At 71.4% G+C, this 15896-nt stretch carries 12 protein-coding genes; 8 read left to right on the top strand and 4 right to left on the bottom strand.

Annotated features, from left to right (window positions below; translation table 11 throughout):
- Positions 1-55: 55 nt before the first annotated feature.
- The 3 genes from H8838_RS13905 to H8838_RS13895 all read right to left on the bottom strand — a co-directional run bounded on the left by H8838_RS13905 (position 56) and on the right by H8838_RS13895 (position 3472).
- Positions 56-1237 (bottom strand): alcohol dehydrogenase catalytic domain-containing protein, encoded by a 1182-nt coding sequence (locus H8838_RS13905; protein WP_185995714.1) that lies wholly within the window; start codon positions 1235-1237, stop codon positions 56-58.
- 100 nt (positions 1238-1337) lie between these two features.
- Positions 1338-2228, bottom strand: a complete 891-nt coding sequence (locus H8838_RS13900; protein WP_224766139.1) for a crotonase/enoyl-CoA hydratase family protein — start codon at positions 2226-2228, stop codon at positions 1338-1340.
- Positions 2225-3472, bottom strand: a complete 1248-nt coding sequence (locus H8838_RS13895; RefSeq protein WP_185995715.1) for an LCP family protein — start codon at positions 3470-3472, stop codon at positions 2225-2227. Before H8838_RS13895 ends, H8838_RS13900 begins: the two co-directional genes overlap by 4 nt.
- A 165-nt stretch (positions 3473-3637) precedes the next feature.
- Here H8838_RS13895 and H8838_RS13890 point away from each other — a divergent pair, with 165 nt between their 5' ends.
- The 8 genes from H8838_RS13890 (at position 3638) to H8838_RS13855 (ending at position 15138) form a co-directional block, all read left to right on the top strand.
- Positions 3638-5170 (top strand): LCP family protein, encoded by a 1533-nt coding sequence (locus H8838_RS13890; protein WP_185995716.1) that lies wholly within the window; start codon positions 3638-3640, stop codon positions 5168-5170.
- A gap of 61 nt (positions 5171-5231) precedes the next feature.
- Complete coding sequence (locus tag H8838_RS13885; RefSeq protein ID WP_185995717.1) at positions 5232-6191, top strand: glycosyltransferase; 960 nt, start codon at positions 5232-5234, stop codon at positions 6189-6191.
- On the top strand, positions 6188-7117 hold the full coding sequence (locus H8838_RS13880) for a glycosyltransferase family 2 protein (RefSeq protein WP_224766138.1): 930 nt from the start codon (positions 6188-6190) through the stop codon (positions 7115-7117). Before H8838_RS13885 ends, H8838_RS13880 begins: the two co-directional genes overlap by 4 nt.
- Positions 7118-7155: 38 nt before the next feature.
- Positions 7156-8361 (top strand): UDP-galactopyranose mutase, encoded by a 1206-nt coding sequence (glf, locus tag H8838_RS13875; RefSeq protein ID WP_181312315.1) that lies wholly within the window; start codon positions 7156-7158, stop codon positions 8359-8361.
- Positions 8358-10379, top strand: a complete 2022-nt coding sequence (locus H8838_RS13870) for a glycosyltransferase (protein WP_185995718.1) — start codon at positions 8358-8360, stop codon at positions 10377-10379. Before glf ends, H8838_RS13870 begins: the two co-directional genes overlap by 4 nt.
- Positions 10376-11281, top strand: coding sequence for an ABC transporter permease (locus tag H8838_RS13865; protein ID WP_185995719.1), 906 nt, complete (start codon positions 10376-10378; stop codon positions 11279-11281). Before H8838_RS13870 ends, H8838_RS13865 begins: the two co-directional genes overlap by 4 nt.
- Positions 11281-12057 carry an ABC transporter ATP-binding protein gene (locus H8838_RS13860; RefSeq protein WP_181312318.1) on the top strand — a complete coding sequence of 259 codons (777 nt, stop codon included), beginning with the start codon at positions 11281-11283 and terminating at the stop codon, positions 12055-12057. The genes H8838_RS13865 and H8838_RS13860 overlap by 1 nt, the downstream gene beginning before the upstream one ends.
- A 183-nt stretch (positions 12058-12240) precedes the next feature.
- The gene (locus tag H8838_RS13855) at positions 12241-15138 is read left to right on the top strand and encodes an FG-GAP-like repeat-containing protein (RefSeq protein WP_185995720.1); all 2898 of its coding nucleotides are present in this window, start codon (positions 12241-12243) and stop codon (positions 15136-15138) included.
- Here H8838_RS13855 and H8838_RS13850 read toward each other — a convergent pair whose 3' ends face one another.
- Complete coding sequence (locus H8838_RS13850) at positions 15139-15888, bottom strand: TIGR03089 family protein (protein WP_224766137.1); 750 nt, start codon at positions 15886-15888, stop codon at positions 15139-15141.
- Positions 15889-15896 lie beyond the last annotated feature (8 nt).

Genomic DNA, 15896 nt, shown 5'->3' with positions numbered 1-15896 from the left:
CGCGCCCCGGCGTACCGGGGCGCGGCCTGCGAGGTCGGTGCCGAGAGGCCGGCGGTCAGGGCTGGAAGACCACCTTGAACGTGCCGTCGGCCTTGGTCTGGAAGTCCTTGTAGGCCTGCGGGGCCGCGTCCAGCGACAGGTGGTGGCTGGCCAGGTGCTCCAGGCCGAGCGGGTCGGCGTCGTCCATGGCCAGCGGCATCAGGTCGTCGAGCCACCGGCGCACGTTGGCCTGGCCCATCCGCAGCTGGATCTGCTTGTCGAACATGTCCATCAGCGGCAGCGGCTGGGTCATGCCGCCGTAGACGCCGCTGAGCGAGACGGTGCCGCCCCGGCGTACGGCGTCCAGCGCGGTGGTCAGCGCGGCGGCGCGGTCGACGCCGACCCGCTGCATCAGGCCCGCCGCGACCTTGCGCGGCAGCAGGCCCAGCGCCTTCTGGCTGAGCTCGGCGACGGGGGAGCCGTGGGCCTCCATCCCGACGGCGTCGACCACGGAGTCGGCGCCACGACCGGCGGTCCGCGACCGGACCTCCTCGGCCACGTCGTCGACCGCGCCCATGTCGATCGTCTCGGCGCCCGCGGCCGCCGCCCGGGCCAGCCGCTCGGGCACCTGGTCCACGCCGATCACCCGCAGCCCGAGGTGGATCCCGATCCGCACCGACATCAGGCCGATCGGGCCCAGCCCGAGGACCAGCAGGGTGCCGTCGTCGGGCACGTCGGCGTACGCCACGGCCTGCCATGCCGTCGGCGCCACGTCGGAGAGGAAGAGGAACCGGTCGTCGACCGGGCCGTGCGGCACCTTGATCGGGGAGAACTGGGCCTGGGGCACCCGCAGCAGCTCGGCCTGTCCGCCGGGCACCGAGCCGTAGAGCTTGCTGTAGCCGTAGAGCGCGGCGCCCGAGCCGTACTCGCGCACCTGGGTGGTCTCGCACTGGGTGTAGAGCTGGCGGTCGCACATCCAGCAGTGGCCGCAGGCGATCTGGAACGGGATCACCACGCGGTCGCCGACCTGCAGGTTGCCGACCTCGCTGCCGACCTCCTCGACGATGCCCATCGGCTCGTGGCCGACGATGTCGCCGGGGGTCATGAACGGCGACAGCGGCTGGTAGAGGTGCAGGTCCGAGCCGCACAGGCCGGTGGAGGTGACCCGGATGACCGCGTCGGTGGGCTCCTCGATCTTGGGGTCCGGCACCTCCTCGACGCGGATGTCCTCGGTGCCCTGCCAGGTGACTGCCTTCATCGAGATCTGCTCCTCGCTACGTGGGGGTACGTCGTGTGGGGCACAGGACGTACCCGCAGTACGTCGCGGGATGCGTGAAGGTGTCGGATGCGCCGGGCGGCTACCCCTCGAAGATGCGCGGCAGCTCCGAGGCGCGGCCGGTGAACTCCGGGTCGCGCTTCTCCCGGAACGCCGCGACGCCCTCCTTGCCGTCGCCCACGCTGGTGTGGAACATCGCCAGCGAGTCGGCCAGGTGCGCCTCGAGCGGGTGCGGCGCCGCGCTACCCGCGTAGAGCAGCTGCTTGGCCAGCGCCAGCGCCACCGGGGAGCGGCCCACGACGAAGGAGCGGGCCAGCTCGAGCGCCGCCGGGACCAGGTCGTCCGGCTCGTGCACCGAGCGGACCAGCCGGCCGGCGAGCGCCTGCTCGGCGCCGAGCACGTCTGCGGAGTAGATCCACTCCAGCGCCTGCTGGACGCCGACGATCCGCGGCAGGAACCAGGTCGAGCAGGCCTCGGGGACGATCCCGAGCCGGCCGAAGACGAAGCCGATCCTGGCCTTGGTCGAGGCCAGCCGCAGGTCCATCGCCAGCGTCATGGTGGCGCCGATGCCGACCGCTGCCCCGTTGATCGCGGCGATGACCGGCTTGGGGCAGGCGTGGATCGCCAGGGTCACCTTGCCGCCGGTGTCGCGGACGCCGTCGGCCCAGGCCGGCTCGTCGAACCGCTCGCGCAGCTCCTCCGGCGTGGGGTCCAGGGACTCGTCGAGCCCGAAGACGTTGCCCTCGGCGCTCAGGTCCATGCCGGCGCAGAACGCGCGCCCGGCCCCGGTGACCACCACGGCGCGCACCTCGTCGTCCAGGGCCGCGGTGGTGAAGAAGAGCTCCAGCTCGGAGGCCATGGTGACGGTGAAGGAGTTGAGCGCGTCGGGGCGGTCCAGGGTCAGCAGGGCCACGCCGTGCTCGTCGACGTCGACGCTCAGCGTCTCCAGCGCCAGCTCGGTGACGGCGCTCATCGCAGCAGCCCCGACGGGGTGCAGAGGTTGTCCGGGATCGAGGCCGTGTCGTCGGCGATGATCAGGTCGAAGAGCTGCTGGGAGCGCTCGGCGTCCCAGTTGACCGCGAGGTCGCGGATCGGGATCCCGCAGGTCAGCCCGTTCTCCCCGTCGACCCGGGTCATCGCCAGGCCGAACCGGCCGATGGACAGCGGGCTGCTGCCGTCGCTGACCGCGAAGGAGCGCGCGGTGGCGGTGGAGAGCTGGTAGTAGCGCAGCGGGTTGACGAAGGTCCACGGCGAGAGCGCCTCGTCACCGACCGCGGAGACCACCTCGCGCTGGTTCTCGGCGCGCTTGATGTCGCCGAGGTCGGCCGAGGTCTTCCGCGAGCGGGCGTAGCCCAGCGCGGTCGGCCCGTCGGCCTCCTGGCAGCCGGCGGGGATGTCGAGCTTGGCCTGCGGGTCCTTCATCGCGTTCTCCGGGCAGATCTCCACCCCGCCGACCGCGTCGACCATGTCGACGAAGCCGCCGAACCCGACCTCGACGTAGTGGTCGACCCGGATGCCGGTGTTCTGCTCGACCGTCTGGACCAGCAGCTCGGGGCCGCCCCACGCGTACGCGGCGTTGATCTTGGTGGTGCTGTGCCCGGGGATCGGCACGATCGAGTCGCGCGGGATCGACATCAGGAGGTTGGGACCGTCGCCGGTGTGCAGCAGCATGATCGTGTCGGTGCGCTGCCCGACGTCACCGCCGGTGCCGAGCCGCTCACGCTCCTCCTCGGTGAGGTCGCCGCGCGAGTCGCTGCCCACCAGCAGGTACGTCGTGCCCGGCTGCTCGGCGGGGCGGTCACCGCCCGGGTCGGCCTCGACCTTCGTCACCTTCGACCAGGCCCAGAACGGGACGGCGACCAGGAAGACGAGCCAGAGCAGCAGCACCCAGCGCACCACCCGGAAGACGCCGATCCGGGGCCGGGGGAGCCGCGGGCCGCGACCGCCCGGCTTGCGGGAGCGACCCGGAGGCGGGCCGGCCGGGGGAGGAGCCCCCGCACCGCGGCGGCCCGGCGCCGGTGTCGGAGCCGGGGAGGCCGGCATCACCCGGGTGTGGTCGGCGGGCGCCTGCGCGGAGCTCGAGGGACGCCCGCTGGCGGGCCGCTGGACGGCACGGGTGGCGTCGTCGGCAGGCCCGGAGCCCTGGGAGCCGTAGAGCCATTGGTACTCGGGGGTGCCCTCCTGCGGGCCCCCCTTTCCCCGGGGTCGGTCAGCCATGTGGCCGAAACTACCCGGTGACGGCCTCCGAGCCCGGCGCCGGGCCGCGGGCGTCGGACACGCCGTGTGAAGGCGTTGGCGCTCTGTGGCCCCTGTGACTGGTGATACTGAGCGTGGATCTGCCCCTCTTCCCCGCAGTCTCTTCCCCGCAGTGAGGTCCGCCGCATGCCCTCCGTTCCGCCGTCTCGACCCGCGCCCCGTTCCGGGACGCCGGGCGTGCCCGACCGCGCCGCCCGGGTCCGCTTCCGTCGCGCCATCTCGCTGATGGTGATGACCCTGCTGGTGCCCGGGTCCGCCCAGATGGTCGCCGGCAACCGCCGGCTGGGCCGGCTGGCGATGCGCACCTGGCTGGCCGTGCTGGTGCTGGCCGTGGGCGCGCTCGTGCTCTCCGTGGTCTGGCACGCGTTCGCGTTCTGGGCGGTCTCCAACCCGCTGCTGCTCGGCCTGCTGCGCCTGGTGCTGATGGCGCTGGCCGTCGGGTGGGCGCTGCTCTTCGTCGACGCCTGGCGTCTGGGCCAGCCGCTGACCCTGCTGCAGAACCACCGCCTGGCCGTGGTCGGGGTCAACGGCCTGCTCAGCTTCTCCGTCGCCGGGACGCTGCTCTTCGGCGCGCACCTGGTCGGCGTCCAGCGCGACTTCATCGTCACGATGTTCGGCGACGGGGAGGCCACCAGCGCCAACGACGGCCGCTACAACGTGCTGCTGCTCGGCGGTGACGCCGGCGCCGGGCGCTGGGGCATGCGGCCCGACTCGCTCAACGTGGCCAGCATCGACGCGAAGACCGGGCGCACGGTGCTGGTCGGGCTGCCCCGCAACATGGCCAACTTCCCGTTCAAGGAGGGGACGCCGATGGCCGAGGCGTTCCCCGAGGGCTTCGACTGCGAGGGGTGCTACCTCAACGGGGTCAGCACCTGGGCCCAGGACAACCCCGAGCTCTTCCCCGACCTGGACAAGGGGGAGGACCCCGGGATCGCGGCCACCGTCTCGGCGGTCGAGGGGATCACCGGCCTGGACGTCAACTACTGGGCGATGGTCAACCTCCAGGGGTTCAAGTCGTTGGTCGACGCCACCGGCGGGGTCACCCTCAACGTCCGCGACCGGATCCCGGTCGGGCTGCCGCACGAGTCCTACTTCCACTACATCGAGCCGGGCGTGAAGAAGCTCGACGGCGAGGACACCCTCTGGTTCGCCCGGGCCCGCCACGGCTCCGACGACTACTCCCGGATGGCCCGGCAGAAGTGCGTGATGGGCGCGATGCTCCAGCAGATCAGCCCCGAGCAGGCGCTGGTCAACTTCGAGAAGATCGCCAAGGCCGGCACGGACATGGTCTCCACCAACGTGCCCACCTCCGAGGTCGACCGGTTCCTGGCGCTGGCCCTCAAGGCGCGCTCGGAGAAGATCTCCTCCGTCTCCCTGGTGCCGCCGCTGATCAACACCGGAGCCCCCGACATCGACCTGGTGCGCCGCACGGTGGCCGACGCGATCGCCAAGGCCGAGGGCCGTGACCCGGAGCCCGCCCCGACGCCCGAGGAGGAGCCGGAGACCGCGCTGGCCGCCGGACCGGAGCAGCCCGAGCAGGAGACCGCGCCCGCCCCGGCCGCCCCTCCCGCGCCGGCCCCGGTCACCGGAGGGTCGGTCGGCTCGCTGAGCACCGGCTACGCCGCCAACCAGGCCGAGGACCTGGGCTCTGCCTGCTGAGCCGACACCCGCTGTCGGCCTGCTGCGGGTCCGGCGTCCGTCCCGGCCTAGGGTGTACGCCGTGACCCCTCAGGAGGCGGCCGTCCCGCGTCGCATCGTCGCCGTGGTGGTGACCTTCAACCGGCTCGCGCTGCTCCGGAACCTGGTGGCGCGGCTGCGCGAGGTCGACGGGCTGGCCGAGGTGCTGGTGCTCGACAACGCCTCCACCGACGGCACCGGGGCCTGGCTGGCCGAGGTCGCCCGTGCGGACGGCGCGCAGACGGCCCGGACCTCCGGGCCGGTCCTGCTGGCCCGCACCGCGAGCACCAACCGCGGGGGAGCCGGCGGCTTCCACGACGGCCTGGCCTGGGCGCTGGAGCGCGACGCAGACCTGGTCTGGCTGATGGACGACGACGGCCTGCCGGACCCCGACTGCCTGGACCGGCTGCTGGCCCACGAGGGCTCCCTGGACTTCTGGGGACCGGCCGTGGTCGCCGACGACGACCCGGGCCGCCTGGTCTTCCCGATCCGCCTGCCCGGTGGCAGCCGGGTGGTGCACACCGTGCGCGACGCCGAGGCGGCCGCGACCGACGGGGTGATCCGCGACGTGGTGATCCCCTTCAACGGGGTGCTGGTCACCGCCGACCTGGTCCGCCGGGTCGGGCTGCCGCGCGAGGAGTTCTTCATCTGGGGCGACGACGTGGAGTACCTCATGCGCGCGCGGGCCGCCGGCGCGCGGTGCGCGACCGTGGTCGACGCCCGCGTGGTCCACCCCGCGGTGGGAGACCTGGGCAGCCCGATGCTCGGCGGCCGGTCGACGTACAACCACTCGCCGAGCGACCTGAAGGCCTACTGCATGGCCCGCAACAACCTGGTCAACCTGCGCGACTACCGCGGCTGGCCGTTCGCGCTGGCGTTCGTGGCCAAGACGCTGTGGTTCTACCTGGTCACCCGCCGCGACCCGGCCCGGCTGCGGCTCAGCCTCGCGGCGATGCGCGACGGCGTACGCGACGACTTCACCGGCCACCGGAGGTTCCTGTGAGCACGTCCGACCCGTCCGCCGCCCGCTCCGGGGCCGCGGTGGTGGTGGTCACCTTCAACCGGGCCGACCTGCTGGCGCGGATGCTCGACGGGCTGGCCGCCCAGACGGTCGCCCCCGACGAGGTCATCGTGGTCGACAACGCCAGCACCGACCACACCGCCGAGGTGCTGGCCGGGCGCACCGACCTCCCGCTGACCGTCCTGTCGATGACCGAGAACCTCGGCGGTGCCGGCGGGTTCCACGCCGGCACCCGGGCCGCGCACCAGGCCGGCCACCAGCGGATCTGGCTGATGGACGACGACGTCGTCCCTGCCCCCGACTGCCTGGAGGTGCTGCTCGCGCGCCCGGAGCCGTGCCTGATGGCCGTGCGCGAGGACCTGGACGGCGCGCTGGTGGAGAAGGCCGCGATCCGGTTCGACCTGGACCGGCCCTGGTCGGTGCGGCCCAAGCGCTCCTCGGTCGACTCCGTCTACGCCTCCCGCGCCGCGATGCCGGCCACCGTCGAGGTGGAGAACGTCGCCTTCGAGGGGTTCATGGTCAGTCGCGAGGTGGTGGACGCGATCGGGCTGCCCGACCCGTCGTTCTTCATCTTCTACGACGACGTCGACTACGCGCTCCGGGCGCGGCGGGCCGGCTTCGGCATCGTCGCGGTCCGCGACGCGGTGCTGGTGCGCCAGCTCGACTTCAACCAGCAGCACGACCTCGCCGGCTGGAAGGGGTACTACATGTACCGCAACCTGTTCGTCGTGCACCTGCGCTACGGCAGCAACCTCGGGGTCCGGCTCAAGCCGCTGCTGGTGGCTCTGGCCGTGACCCTGCTGAGCCCGGTGCGCGGCGGCCGGGCCGAGGCACGCAACGTGATGCGTGCCATGCGAGACGCTTGGGGCATGCGCGCGGTGCCCGTCCGACCCGACGCCCGTGGATAGACTCATGGCCGCTTATCGAGAAGTGTGAGGAGCACCCCTTGACCGACTCCGTCCCGACGACCGGGCCGTCCGACCTGCCCGACCTGGTGGTCGTCGGCTCCGGCCTCTTCGGCCTCACGGTCGCCGAGCGCTGCGCCGAGGAGCTGGGCCTGAAGGTCCTGATCATCGAGCGCCGCCACCACCTGGGTGGCAACGCCTACAGCGAGGCCGAGCCGGAGACGGGGATCGAGGTGCACAAGTACGGCGCGCACCTGTTCCACACCTCCAACGAGCGGGTCTGGGAGTACGTCAACCGGTTCACCACGTTCACCGGCTACCAGCACCGGGTCTTCGCCAAGTTCCAGGGCCAGGTCTACTCCTTCCCGATGAACCTGGGGCTGATCAACCAGTTCTTCGGCAAGTCCCACACGCCCGACGAGGCGCGCGCGCTGATCGCCGAGCAGGCCAGCGAGATCGCCACCGAGGACGCGACCAACCTGGAGGAGAAGGCGATCTCCCTGATCGGCCGCCCCCTCTACGAGGCGTTCGTCAAGGGCTACACCGCCAAGCAGTGGCAGACCGACCCGACCGAGCTGAGCCCGGACATCATCACCCGGCTCCCGGTGCGCTACACCTTCGACAACCGGTACTTCAACGACAAGTACGAGGGTCTGCCCACCGACGGCTACACCGCGTGGCTGACCCGGATGGTCGAGCACCCGAACATCGAGGTCCGCCTCGACACCGACTTCTTCGAGGTCGCCGACGACTACCGCGGCAAGGTCCCGATCGTCTACACCGGGCCGGTCGACGAGTACTTCGGCAACTCCGCGGGCCGGCTCTCCTGGCGCACCGTCGACCTCGAGGCCGAGGTCAAGGACGTCGACGACTTCCAGGGCTGCTCGGTGATGAACTACAACGACGCCGAGGTGCCGTTCACCCGGATCCACGAGTTCAAGCACTTCCACCCCGAGCGCACCTACCTGCCCGGCAAGACCGTGATCGTGCACGAGTACTCGCGGTTCGCCGAGGAGGACGACGAGCCGTACTACCCGATCAACACCGCCGAGGACCGGGAGAAGCTGCTGAAGTACCGCGAGCTGGCCAAGGCCGAGCCGATGGTGCTCTTCGGCGGCCGGCTCGGCACCTACAAGTACCTCGACATGCACATGGCCATCGGGTCGGCGCTGTCGATGTACGACAACAAGCTCAAGCCGCACTTCGCCGACGGCGCCGAGCTCAAGAGCGGAGGAGTGGACGCGTGACCACCACCAGGCTGCTCCAGCGGCAGATCTTCCCGCTGGACAAGGACCCCGACGTCTTCCCCCTGTACGTCGACCTCGAGGAGGCCCGGCTCGACACCGACCGCTACTCGGTCGGCGGCAGCAAGGCGGCCAAGGACCTCAACAACGCCGCGATCCGGCAGTCCATCTCGACCGGCCGGGCGCTGCACCCCGAGCAGATCCTCTCCCGCACCGCGCTGCAGGTGCCCAGCGGTCAGTCGATCTCGTTCGGCACGTACTTCAACGCCTTCCCGGCCTCCTACTGGCGCCGGTGGACCGTGGTCGACCGGGTCACCCTCACCGTGCGGCTGCGCGGGCGCGGGGCGATGCTGACCGTGTACAAGTCGATGGCGCGGGGCCACTCCCAGCGCGTCGACTCGGTGACCGTGGACCAGTCCGAGGGCGTCGCGACGTACTCCTTCGACCTGACGCTCGCGCCGTTCGTGGACGGCGGCTGGTACTGGTACGACGTGATCGCCGGCGACGACGAGGCGGTCGTCGAGTCCGCCGAGTGGAGCGCCGAGGTCCCCGACGACCGCGCGCAGCACGGCACCACCGACATCTGCATCACCACGATGAACCGCCCCGACTTCTGCGCCAAGCTGATCGGCCAGCTGGCCGACGACGAGGTGCTGCGGCCCTACCTGGACAGCGTGCTGGTGATGGAGCAGGGCTCCAAGCCGGTCACCGACTCGGAGTTCTTCCCGGCCGCCGAGAAGGCGCTGGGGGAGAAGCTGCGGGTGATCGTGCAGGGCAACCTCGGCGGGTCCGGCGGCTACGCCCGCGGCCAGCTGGAGTCGGTGCGCAAGGGCACGGCCGACTACGCGCTGATGATGGACGACGACGTCGTCTGCGAGCCCGAGGGCATCATCCGCGCCGTCACCTTCGGCGACCTGGCCAAGCGGCCCACGCTGGTCGGCGGCCACATGTTCAACATCTACAGCCGCTCGCGCATGCACTCCTTCGGCGAGATCGTCCAGCCGTGGCGGTTCTGGTGGCAGACCCGGCTCGACGGCTACAGCGACTGGGACTTCGGGGCTCGCAACCTGAGGTCGTCACGCTGGCTGCACAAGCGCGCGGACGTCGACTTCAACGGCTGGTTCATGTGCCTGATCCCGCGCAAGGTGCTCGAGGAGATCGGGCTGTCGCTGCCGCTCTTCATCAAGTGGGACGACTCCGAGTACGGCCTGCGCGCGAAGCAGGCCGGCTACCCGACGGTGACCTTCCCGGGCGCCGCCGTGTGGCACGTGCCGTGGTCGGACAAGAACGACGGGGTCGACTGGCAGGCCTACTTCCACCAGCGCAACCGGTTCGTGGCGGCACTGCTGCACTCGCCGTACGAGCGGGGTGGCCGGATGGTGCGCGAGAGCTTCAACCACCAGGTCAAGCACCTGGCGTCCCTGCAGTACTCCACGGCCGAGCTGCGCCACCGCGCCCTGGAGGACGTGCTGGCCGGGCCGCACCGGCTGCACGAGGAGCTGGCGACGAAGCTGCCCGAGGTCAACGCCTTCCGCAAGCAGTTCACCGACGCCCAGCTGCACGCCGACCGGGACGAGCTCCCCGAGGTGCGCCGTCGCAAGCCCCCGAAGAAGGGCAAGAGCGACATCGAGATCCCCAGCCGGATCGGCAGCCTGATCGCCGCCGGGCTGGCGCCGCTGCGCCAGCTGCGTCCGCTGCGGGAGATGTCGCGCCAGCACCCGGAGGCCGAGCTGACCGCGCTCGACGCGGCCTGGTTCAACCTGGTCAAGTACGACTCCGCGGTGGTGTCGATGAACGACGGCTCCTCGGTCGCGCTCTACCAGCGTGACCCGGACCGCTACAAGGACCTGCTCAAGCGGACCGTCGACATCCACCTGCGGCTGCACCGCGAGTGGCCGCGACTGGCCGCCGAGTACCGCGCGGCCCTGGCCGAGGTGACCTCGCCCGAGCAGTGGGAGAAGACCTTCGAGCCCTGGACGTCCGGGGAGGGGCACGACGACGTGTCCCCGTCGGCACGATGACCCAGACCCGGGAGGACACCACGAGACCCGAGCGACCGGACCTGCCGCCGCTGGCCCCGCCGGCGGCCGGCTCGGGCCTGTTCGAGGTGTTCCGGCAGCGCTACCTGCTGGGCATGCTGGTGCGCAACACGATGCAGTCCCGCTACCAGGGCACGGTCCTGGGGTGGGCGTGGAGCTACCTGCAGCCGGCCGTGCGGTTCTGCATGTTCTACTTCATCTTCCAGGTCATGATCGGCCGCGGAAGCAACATGGAGAACTTCGCCATCCACCTGTTCGCGGGGATGGTGCTGGTCCACTTCTTCACCGAGACCTTCGCCGGCGGCACGCAGGCGCTGATCGGCAACCGCAGCCTGATCACCAAGCTCGCGATGCCCAAGGAGCTCTTCCCGGTGGCGCGGATGCTGGTCGCGCTGTGGCACACGGGACCGATGGTGGTCATCCTGCTGATCGCCTGCGTGCTCACCGGGTGGCGACCCGATCCGCTCGGCCTGCTGGCGGGGCTGCTGGGCTTCGCGCTGATCCTGGTCCTGGGCCTGGCGCTGGCGCTCTTCTTCAGCGTCTCCAACGTCTTCTTCCGGGACTTCGGCAAGGTCGTGCAGACGCTGACCCAGTTCGTCACCTTCAGCGTGCCGATGCTCTACCCGTTCACCCTGGTCCAGGAGCGGTTCGGCGAGACCGGCGCGCAGATCTACCTCTACAACCCGGTCGCCGAGGCCGTGCTGCTCATCCAGCGCTGCTTCTGGACCGGCACCACCGACGACCCGCGGGCCACCGCGGCCCTGCACATGCCCGACCACCTGTGGACCCGGGGGATCGTGATGCTGCTCGTCTCGGTCGTCCTGCTGGCCCTGGCCCAGATGTGGTTCTCCAAGTTCGAGAAGCGCGTCCCGGAGCGTCTGTGATGGTCAACTTCATCGAGGTGCACCACGCCACCAAGTCCTTCACGATGCAGTACCACCGCTCGCTGAAGCAGATCGTGATCGCCAAGGCGAAGGGGCAGCGCACGCACGACACGTTCAACGCCGTCGACGACGTCAGCTTCACCGTCTCCGAGGGGGAGTCCATCGGCCTGATGGGCCTCAACGGCTCGGGCAAGTCGACGCTGCTGAAGATGATCAGCGGCGTCATGCGGCCCGACGAGGGCACGGTGCTGACCCGGGGCCGGATCGCCGGACTGATCGCCACCGGGGCCGGCTTCGACATGCAGCTGACCGGCCGGGAGAACCTCTGGCTCAACGCCGCCATCCTCGGGATGTCCCGCGCCGAGACCCAGCGCAAGTTCGACGAGATCGTCGAGTTCGCCGAGCTGGGCAAGTTCCTCGACACCGCCGTGGCGTACTACAGCTCCGGCATGAAGGCGCGCCTGGGCTTCGCGGTGGCGATCCACGTCGACTCCGACATCTTCATCGCCGACGAGGCGCTGGCGGTGGGGGACCGGCCGTTCAAGCGCAAGTGCAAGGACAAGATGGACGAGGTCCGGCAGGCGGGGACGACGATCTTCTACGTCAGCCACGCTCCGGGCTCGGTGCGCAAGCTCTGCGACCGGGTGCTGGTGCTGGAGAAGGGCCGGCTGACCTTCGACGGGGACGTCGACGCGGGCATCAAGTTCCTGCACTACGACGACGACGACAGCACCGGCGGGGACTCCGACGACGACGGGCTCGGCGCCGACATCTGAGGCTCTTGTGACCCATGTTTCTGGTGGGTTCTGACCCCCGGAAGTTGACAAATCGCAAAGTGACCGGCGTGTCGACTGGAAATTACAACCGTGTAGTTACTCAGAAACGCTTGCGGTGGCCCCTGGGGCCAATGTGAAACTTGCTACTCGTGTGACCTTCCCCTTGCACTGGAGTAGCCAACGATGCGTTCGTCTCATGCCCGATTCGTCACCGCGTGCCAGCAGACCCTGGCGCTCGGCGTGGTGCTGGCCGTCCTGACCCCTGCGGCCGCCGTGATGAGCTTGGACGTCGTCTCCCAGACGCCGTCCAGCCAGGTCCCGGGCGGCGCCGTGCTCGCCTCGGCCGAGGTGCCCGAGGGCACCGTGGAGCCGGAGGTGACCGAGTACGCGATGGACACCGTCGCGCCCGCCGACTCCGAGGACCCGGCCCGCGACGGGCTGGAGGACCTGGAGAACCTGGGCGGCATGGCCGGCGACGGCCACGCCCACGGTCCCGACGAGGACGGCGAGGGGCACGCCCACGAGGGCCCCGAGGCGCCTGGGGTCGCCGAGAGCCCTGAGGCCGCCGAGGGCACCGTGCCCGAGGAGGTCGCCGTGGCAGCTGCCCCGGTCGACGGCTTCGGCGCGGTCGGGGTCACCTGGGCCGGCGACAGTGCGGAGGCTGGGGAAGGCCTCACCGTCGAGGTGCGCACCCGCGAGGGCGAGGGGTGGAGCGAGTGGACCGCCCTAGAGCACGACGACGCACACGCTCCCGACCCCGGCACGCCCGACGCCCTCACGGCCCGGCCGGGCACCGACCCGCTGATCGTGGGTGACGTCGACGAGGTGCAGGTGCGCGCCGCCGGCTCGGGCGACCTGCCCGAGGACCTCCAGCTCAGCGTGGTCGACCCGGGCCAGGCCGAGGCGAGCCGCGAGGAGGCTCCGGAGATCGTCGCGCAGGCCTCGGCCGACGCCGCCGCCCCGGCCGCTGCGCCCGAGGCGGTGGACGCGGCTCCCGTGGACGCGGCTCCCGTCGACGCGGACGCCTCCGCGGACGCCCCGGACGCGATCGCCCTCCAGGCGGCCCGTCGCGCTGCGGCGATGCCGACGATCTTCTCGCGGGCCCAGTGGGGCGCCGACGAGAAGATCCGGCACAAGTCCTCGCTGCGCTACGGCTCGATCAGCGCCGGCTTCGTGCACCACACGGTCAACGCCAACGACTACACCGCCGACCAGGTGCCGGGGATCATCCGCAGCATCTACGCCTACCACGTGAAGTCTCGCGGCTGGAGCGACATCGGCTACAACTTCCTGGTCGACCGGTTCGGCCGGATCTGGGAGGGCCGGTTCGGCGGCGTCGACAAGGCCGTCGTCGGCGCCCACACGCTCGGCTACAACGACTACGCGTTCGCGATGTCGGCGATCGGCAACTTCGAGACCGTCCAGCCCAGCGCCGAGATGATCGCCGCCTACGGCCAGCTCTTCGCCTGGAAGCTCGGGCTGCACGGGGTCAACCCCGCCTCGAAGTCCCAGCAGGTCGGCAAGAAGGTCTTCCCGGCGATCAACGGGCACCGCGACGCCGGCAGCACCGCCTGCCCGGGCCGCTACCTCTACGCCCAGCTCCCGGCCATCCGCGCGGCCGCCGCGGCGGCCCCGCCGGCCACGACACCGCCGCCCGCCCCGGAGTACAAGGAGGCGGCGCTGAGCTCGAACCTCGTGGGCACCCCGCACCCCGACCTGGTCGTGCGCCGGGCCTCCGACGGCCGCGGGTTCATCCTGCCCACGGGCGGACTGAGCGCCTTCACCCGGACCACCACCCTGTTCAAGAAGGGCTGGAAGGCACCGGACAGCGTGGTGGCCAGCCCCGACGTGACCGGCGACGGCATCGGGGACCTCGTGGTGACCGCGCGCGACGGGCTCGGCAAGGTCCGGCCCGGCAACGGCAAGGGCGGCTTCAAGCGCCCGGTGCGCACCGTCAAGGGCATGCGCGGCACCACGATGATGACCGCCGTCGGTGACATCAACGGGGACGGCCGCAACGACCTGGTGGCGCGGGTGAAGAAGTCGCGGGAGGCCGTCGCCTTCCTCGGTACACCGAAGGGTGGGTTCAAGCGGGCTCGCTTGGGGCGTTCATGGGGGCGCTACACCAAGCTCATCGGTGCCGGGGACATCAACGGCGACGGCCGCCCCGACCTGCTCGGTCGGGACGGCAAGGGCCAGGTGTGGACCCGGCTCGGGAACGGGCCGGCCAGCTTCGGCATCGCTCGCAAGACCCCCGGCGACTGGTCGTCGTACAACCAGCTGGCGGGTGGCACCGACTTCACCGGTGACGGTCGCCCCGACCTGGTCGCCCGGCAGCGCAACGGCAAGGTCTACGTGCTCACCGGGAACGGCGACGGCACGTTCGGCATGCCGCTCGGCCCGCTGGCCAACCTGCCCCGGCTCTCGGGGATCACCGCCATGCAGGTCACCGGCACGCCGGCTCCCGACCTGGTGGCCCGCAAGGGCGGCTCCTTGGTCGTGGTGCCCAACCGTGGCACCTTCGACCTCGGCGCCCCGATCGACACCGGCGCCGACCTCTCCGGCACCAACCTGCTGATCAACGTCGGCGACTGGGACCGCGACGGGCAGGGCGACGTGGCCGCCCGGCACGCCGACGGCCGGATGCTGCTCTTCCGCGGCAACGGTCAGGGACAGCTCGCCGCTCCGGTCGTGATCGGCACCGGCTGGCCCGCGGGCGAGTCGGTGGAGGCGGTCGGCGACGTGAACGGCGACGGCTACCCGGACGTGATGCGCACGCCGGCCAACGGCCCGGCGCTGCTCTACCGGGGCAAGGGGCTCGACGGCTTCCACGGCCCCGTGGCGGCGACCGGCCTGAGCCGGGCCGCGGTCCGGCTGGCCTCGCGCAGCAACCCGGCGTACGACCTGCGGGCCTACGACTGGCAGGTCCCGATCGCCGACGCCCAGCTCGGGCCGCGCACCGACCTGGTGGTCCGCGAGGCCGCCACCGGACGGCTCTACCTGGTCAACGGGAGCGCCAAGGGGCTCAAGGGCCGCCGGCTCCTGGGTGAGGGGCTGGGCGGCTACGACCTGGCCGGCTGATCAGTCCGCCGGGCCGGCGAGCAGTCCCGCGGGACAGGTCGCGGTGACCCGCTCGTCGCGGGCGGTCGCGGCCAGCCGGTCCTGGTCCGGCTGGGCCACGAGCACCATCGAGCCGTGGCGGACCAGCGGCTCGGTGAAGGTGGCGACACCCGAAGGGGAAGTCGGGTTCGACACCGTGAGGAGGCGGCCGCCGTCGGAGAGGAGACTCCCGGCGGCGGCCGTCGCCATGAGGTCGCCCTGCGAGGTGCCGGGCAGCGCGTCGTCCTGCGCGGTGGGCGGGTCGTAGGGGGAGAAGGCGTCCGGCTGGCTCCACACCTCCACTCCCACGTCGAGCACACCCGCCGGCAGCGGGTCGCGGAAGCGCACCCCGAGGGGGAGCAGGCTGCACGCCAGCACCGGGCGGGTGGCGGCCGAGTCGGCCCAGCGCTCCACCGAGTCGGGCCCGCAGACCACCGCGTCCGCCGGCTCGTCGTGCACCACGCTCAGCCCGACCCGCCAGGCGGCGCCCAGGAAGACCGGTCCCAGCCAGTGCGGCGGGAGGTCGACCAGCAGTCGTTGCCCGCGCTCGAGGTCGCACTCCTCGACCAGCAGTCCGGCGACCTTGGCCACCCAGTTGGCGTACGTCGTCACCGAGAGCTCGACACGCTCCCCGGTCGCGTGGTCGTAGAAGGTGACCAGCGGGCGGCCGGGGTCGCGCCGCAGGAGGTCGTCGAGGACGGAGCCGAAGGTGGCAGCAGAGGAGTTGGGCACCGGACCAG

It is taken from the genome of Nocardioides campestrisoli (genome assembly GCF_013624435.2).
GTDB lineage: Bacteria > Actinomycetota > Actinomycetes > Propionibacteriales > Nocardioidaceae > Nocardioides > Nocardioides campestrisoli.
Note: the sequence above shows the minus strand (reverse complement) of the source record. Positions and strands in the feature narration are given on the sequence as shown.

What these genes read in the sequence shown, in the direction of transcription:
- H8838_RS13905 (WP_185995714.1), bottom strand. Translation starts at nt 1,237, where the DNA reads ATGAAGGCAGTCACCTGGCAGGGCACCGAGGACATCCGCGTCGAGGAG.
- H8838_RS13900 (WP_224766139.1), bottom strand. Translation starts at nt 2,228, where the DNA reads ATGAGCGCCGTCACCGAGCTGGCGCTGGAGACGCTGAGCGTCGACGTC.
- H8838_RS13895 (WP_185995715.1), bottom strand. Translation starts at nt 3,472, where the DNA reads ATGGCTGACCGACCCCGGGGAAAGGGGGGCCCGCAGGAGGGCACCCCC.
- H8838_RS13890 (WP_185995716.1), top strand. Translation starts at nt 3,638, where the DNA reads ATGCCCTCCGTTCCGCCGTCTCGACCCGCGCCCCGTTCCGGGACGCCG.
- H8838_RS13865 (WP_185995719.1), top strand. Translation starts at nt 10,376, where the DNA reads ATGACCCAGACCCGGGAGGACACCACGAGACCCGAGCGACCGGACCTG.
- H8838_RS13860 (WP_181312318.1), top strand. Translation starts at nt 11,281, where the DNA reads ATGGTCAACTTCATCGAGGTGCACCACGCCACCAAGTCCTTCACGATG.
- H8838_RS13855 (WP_185995720.1), top strand. Translation starts at nt 12,241, where the DNA reads ATGCGTTCGTCTCATGCCCGATTCGTCACCGCGTGCCAGCAGACCCTG.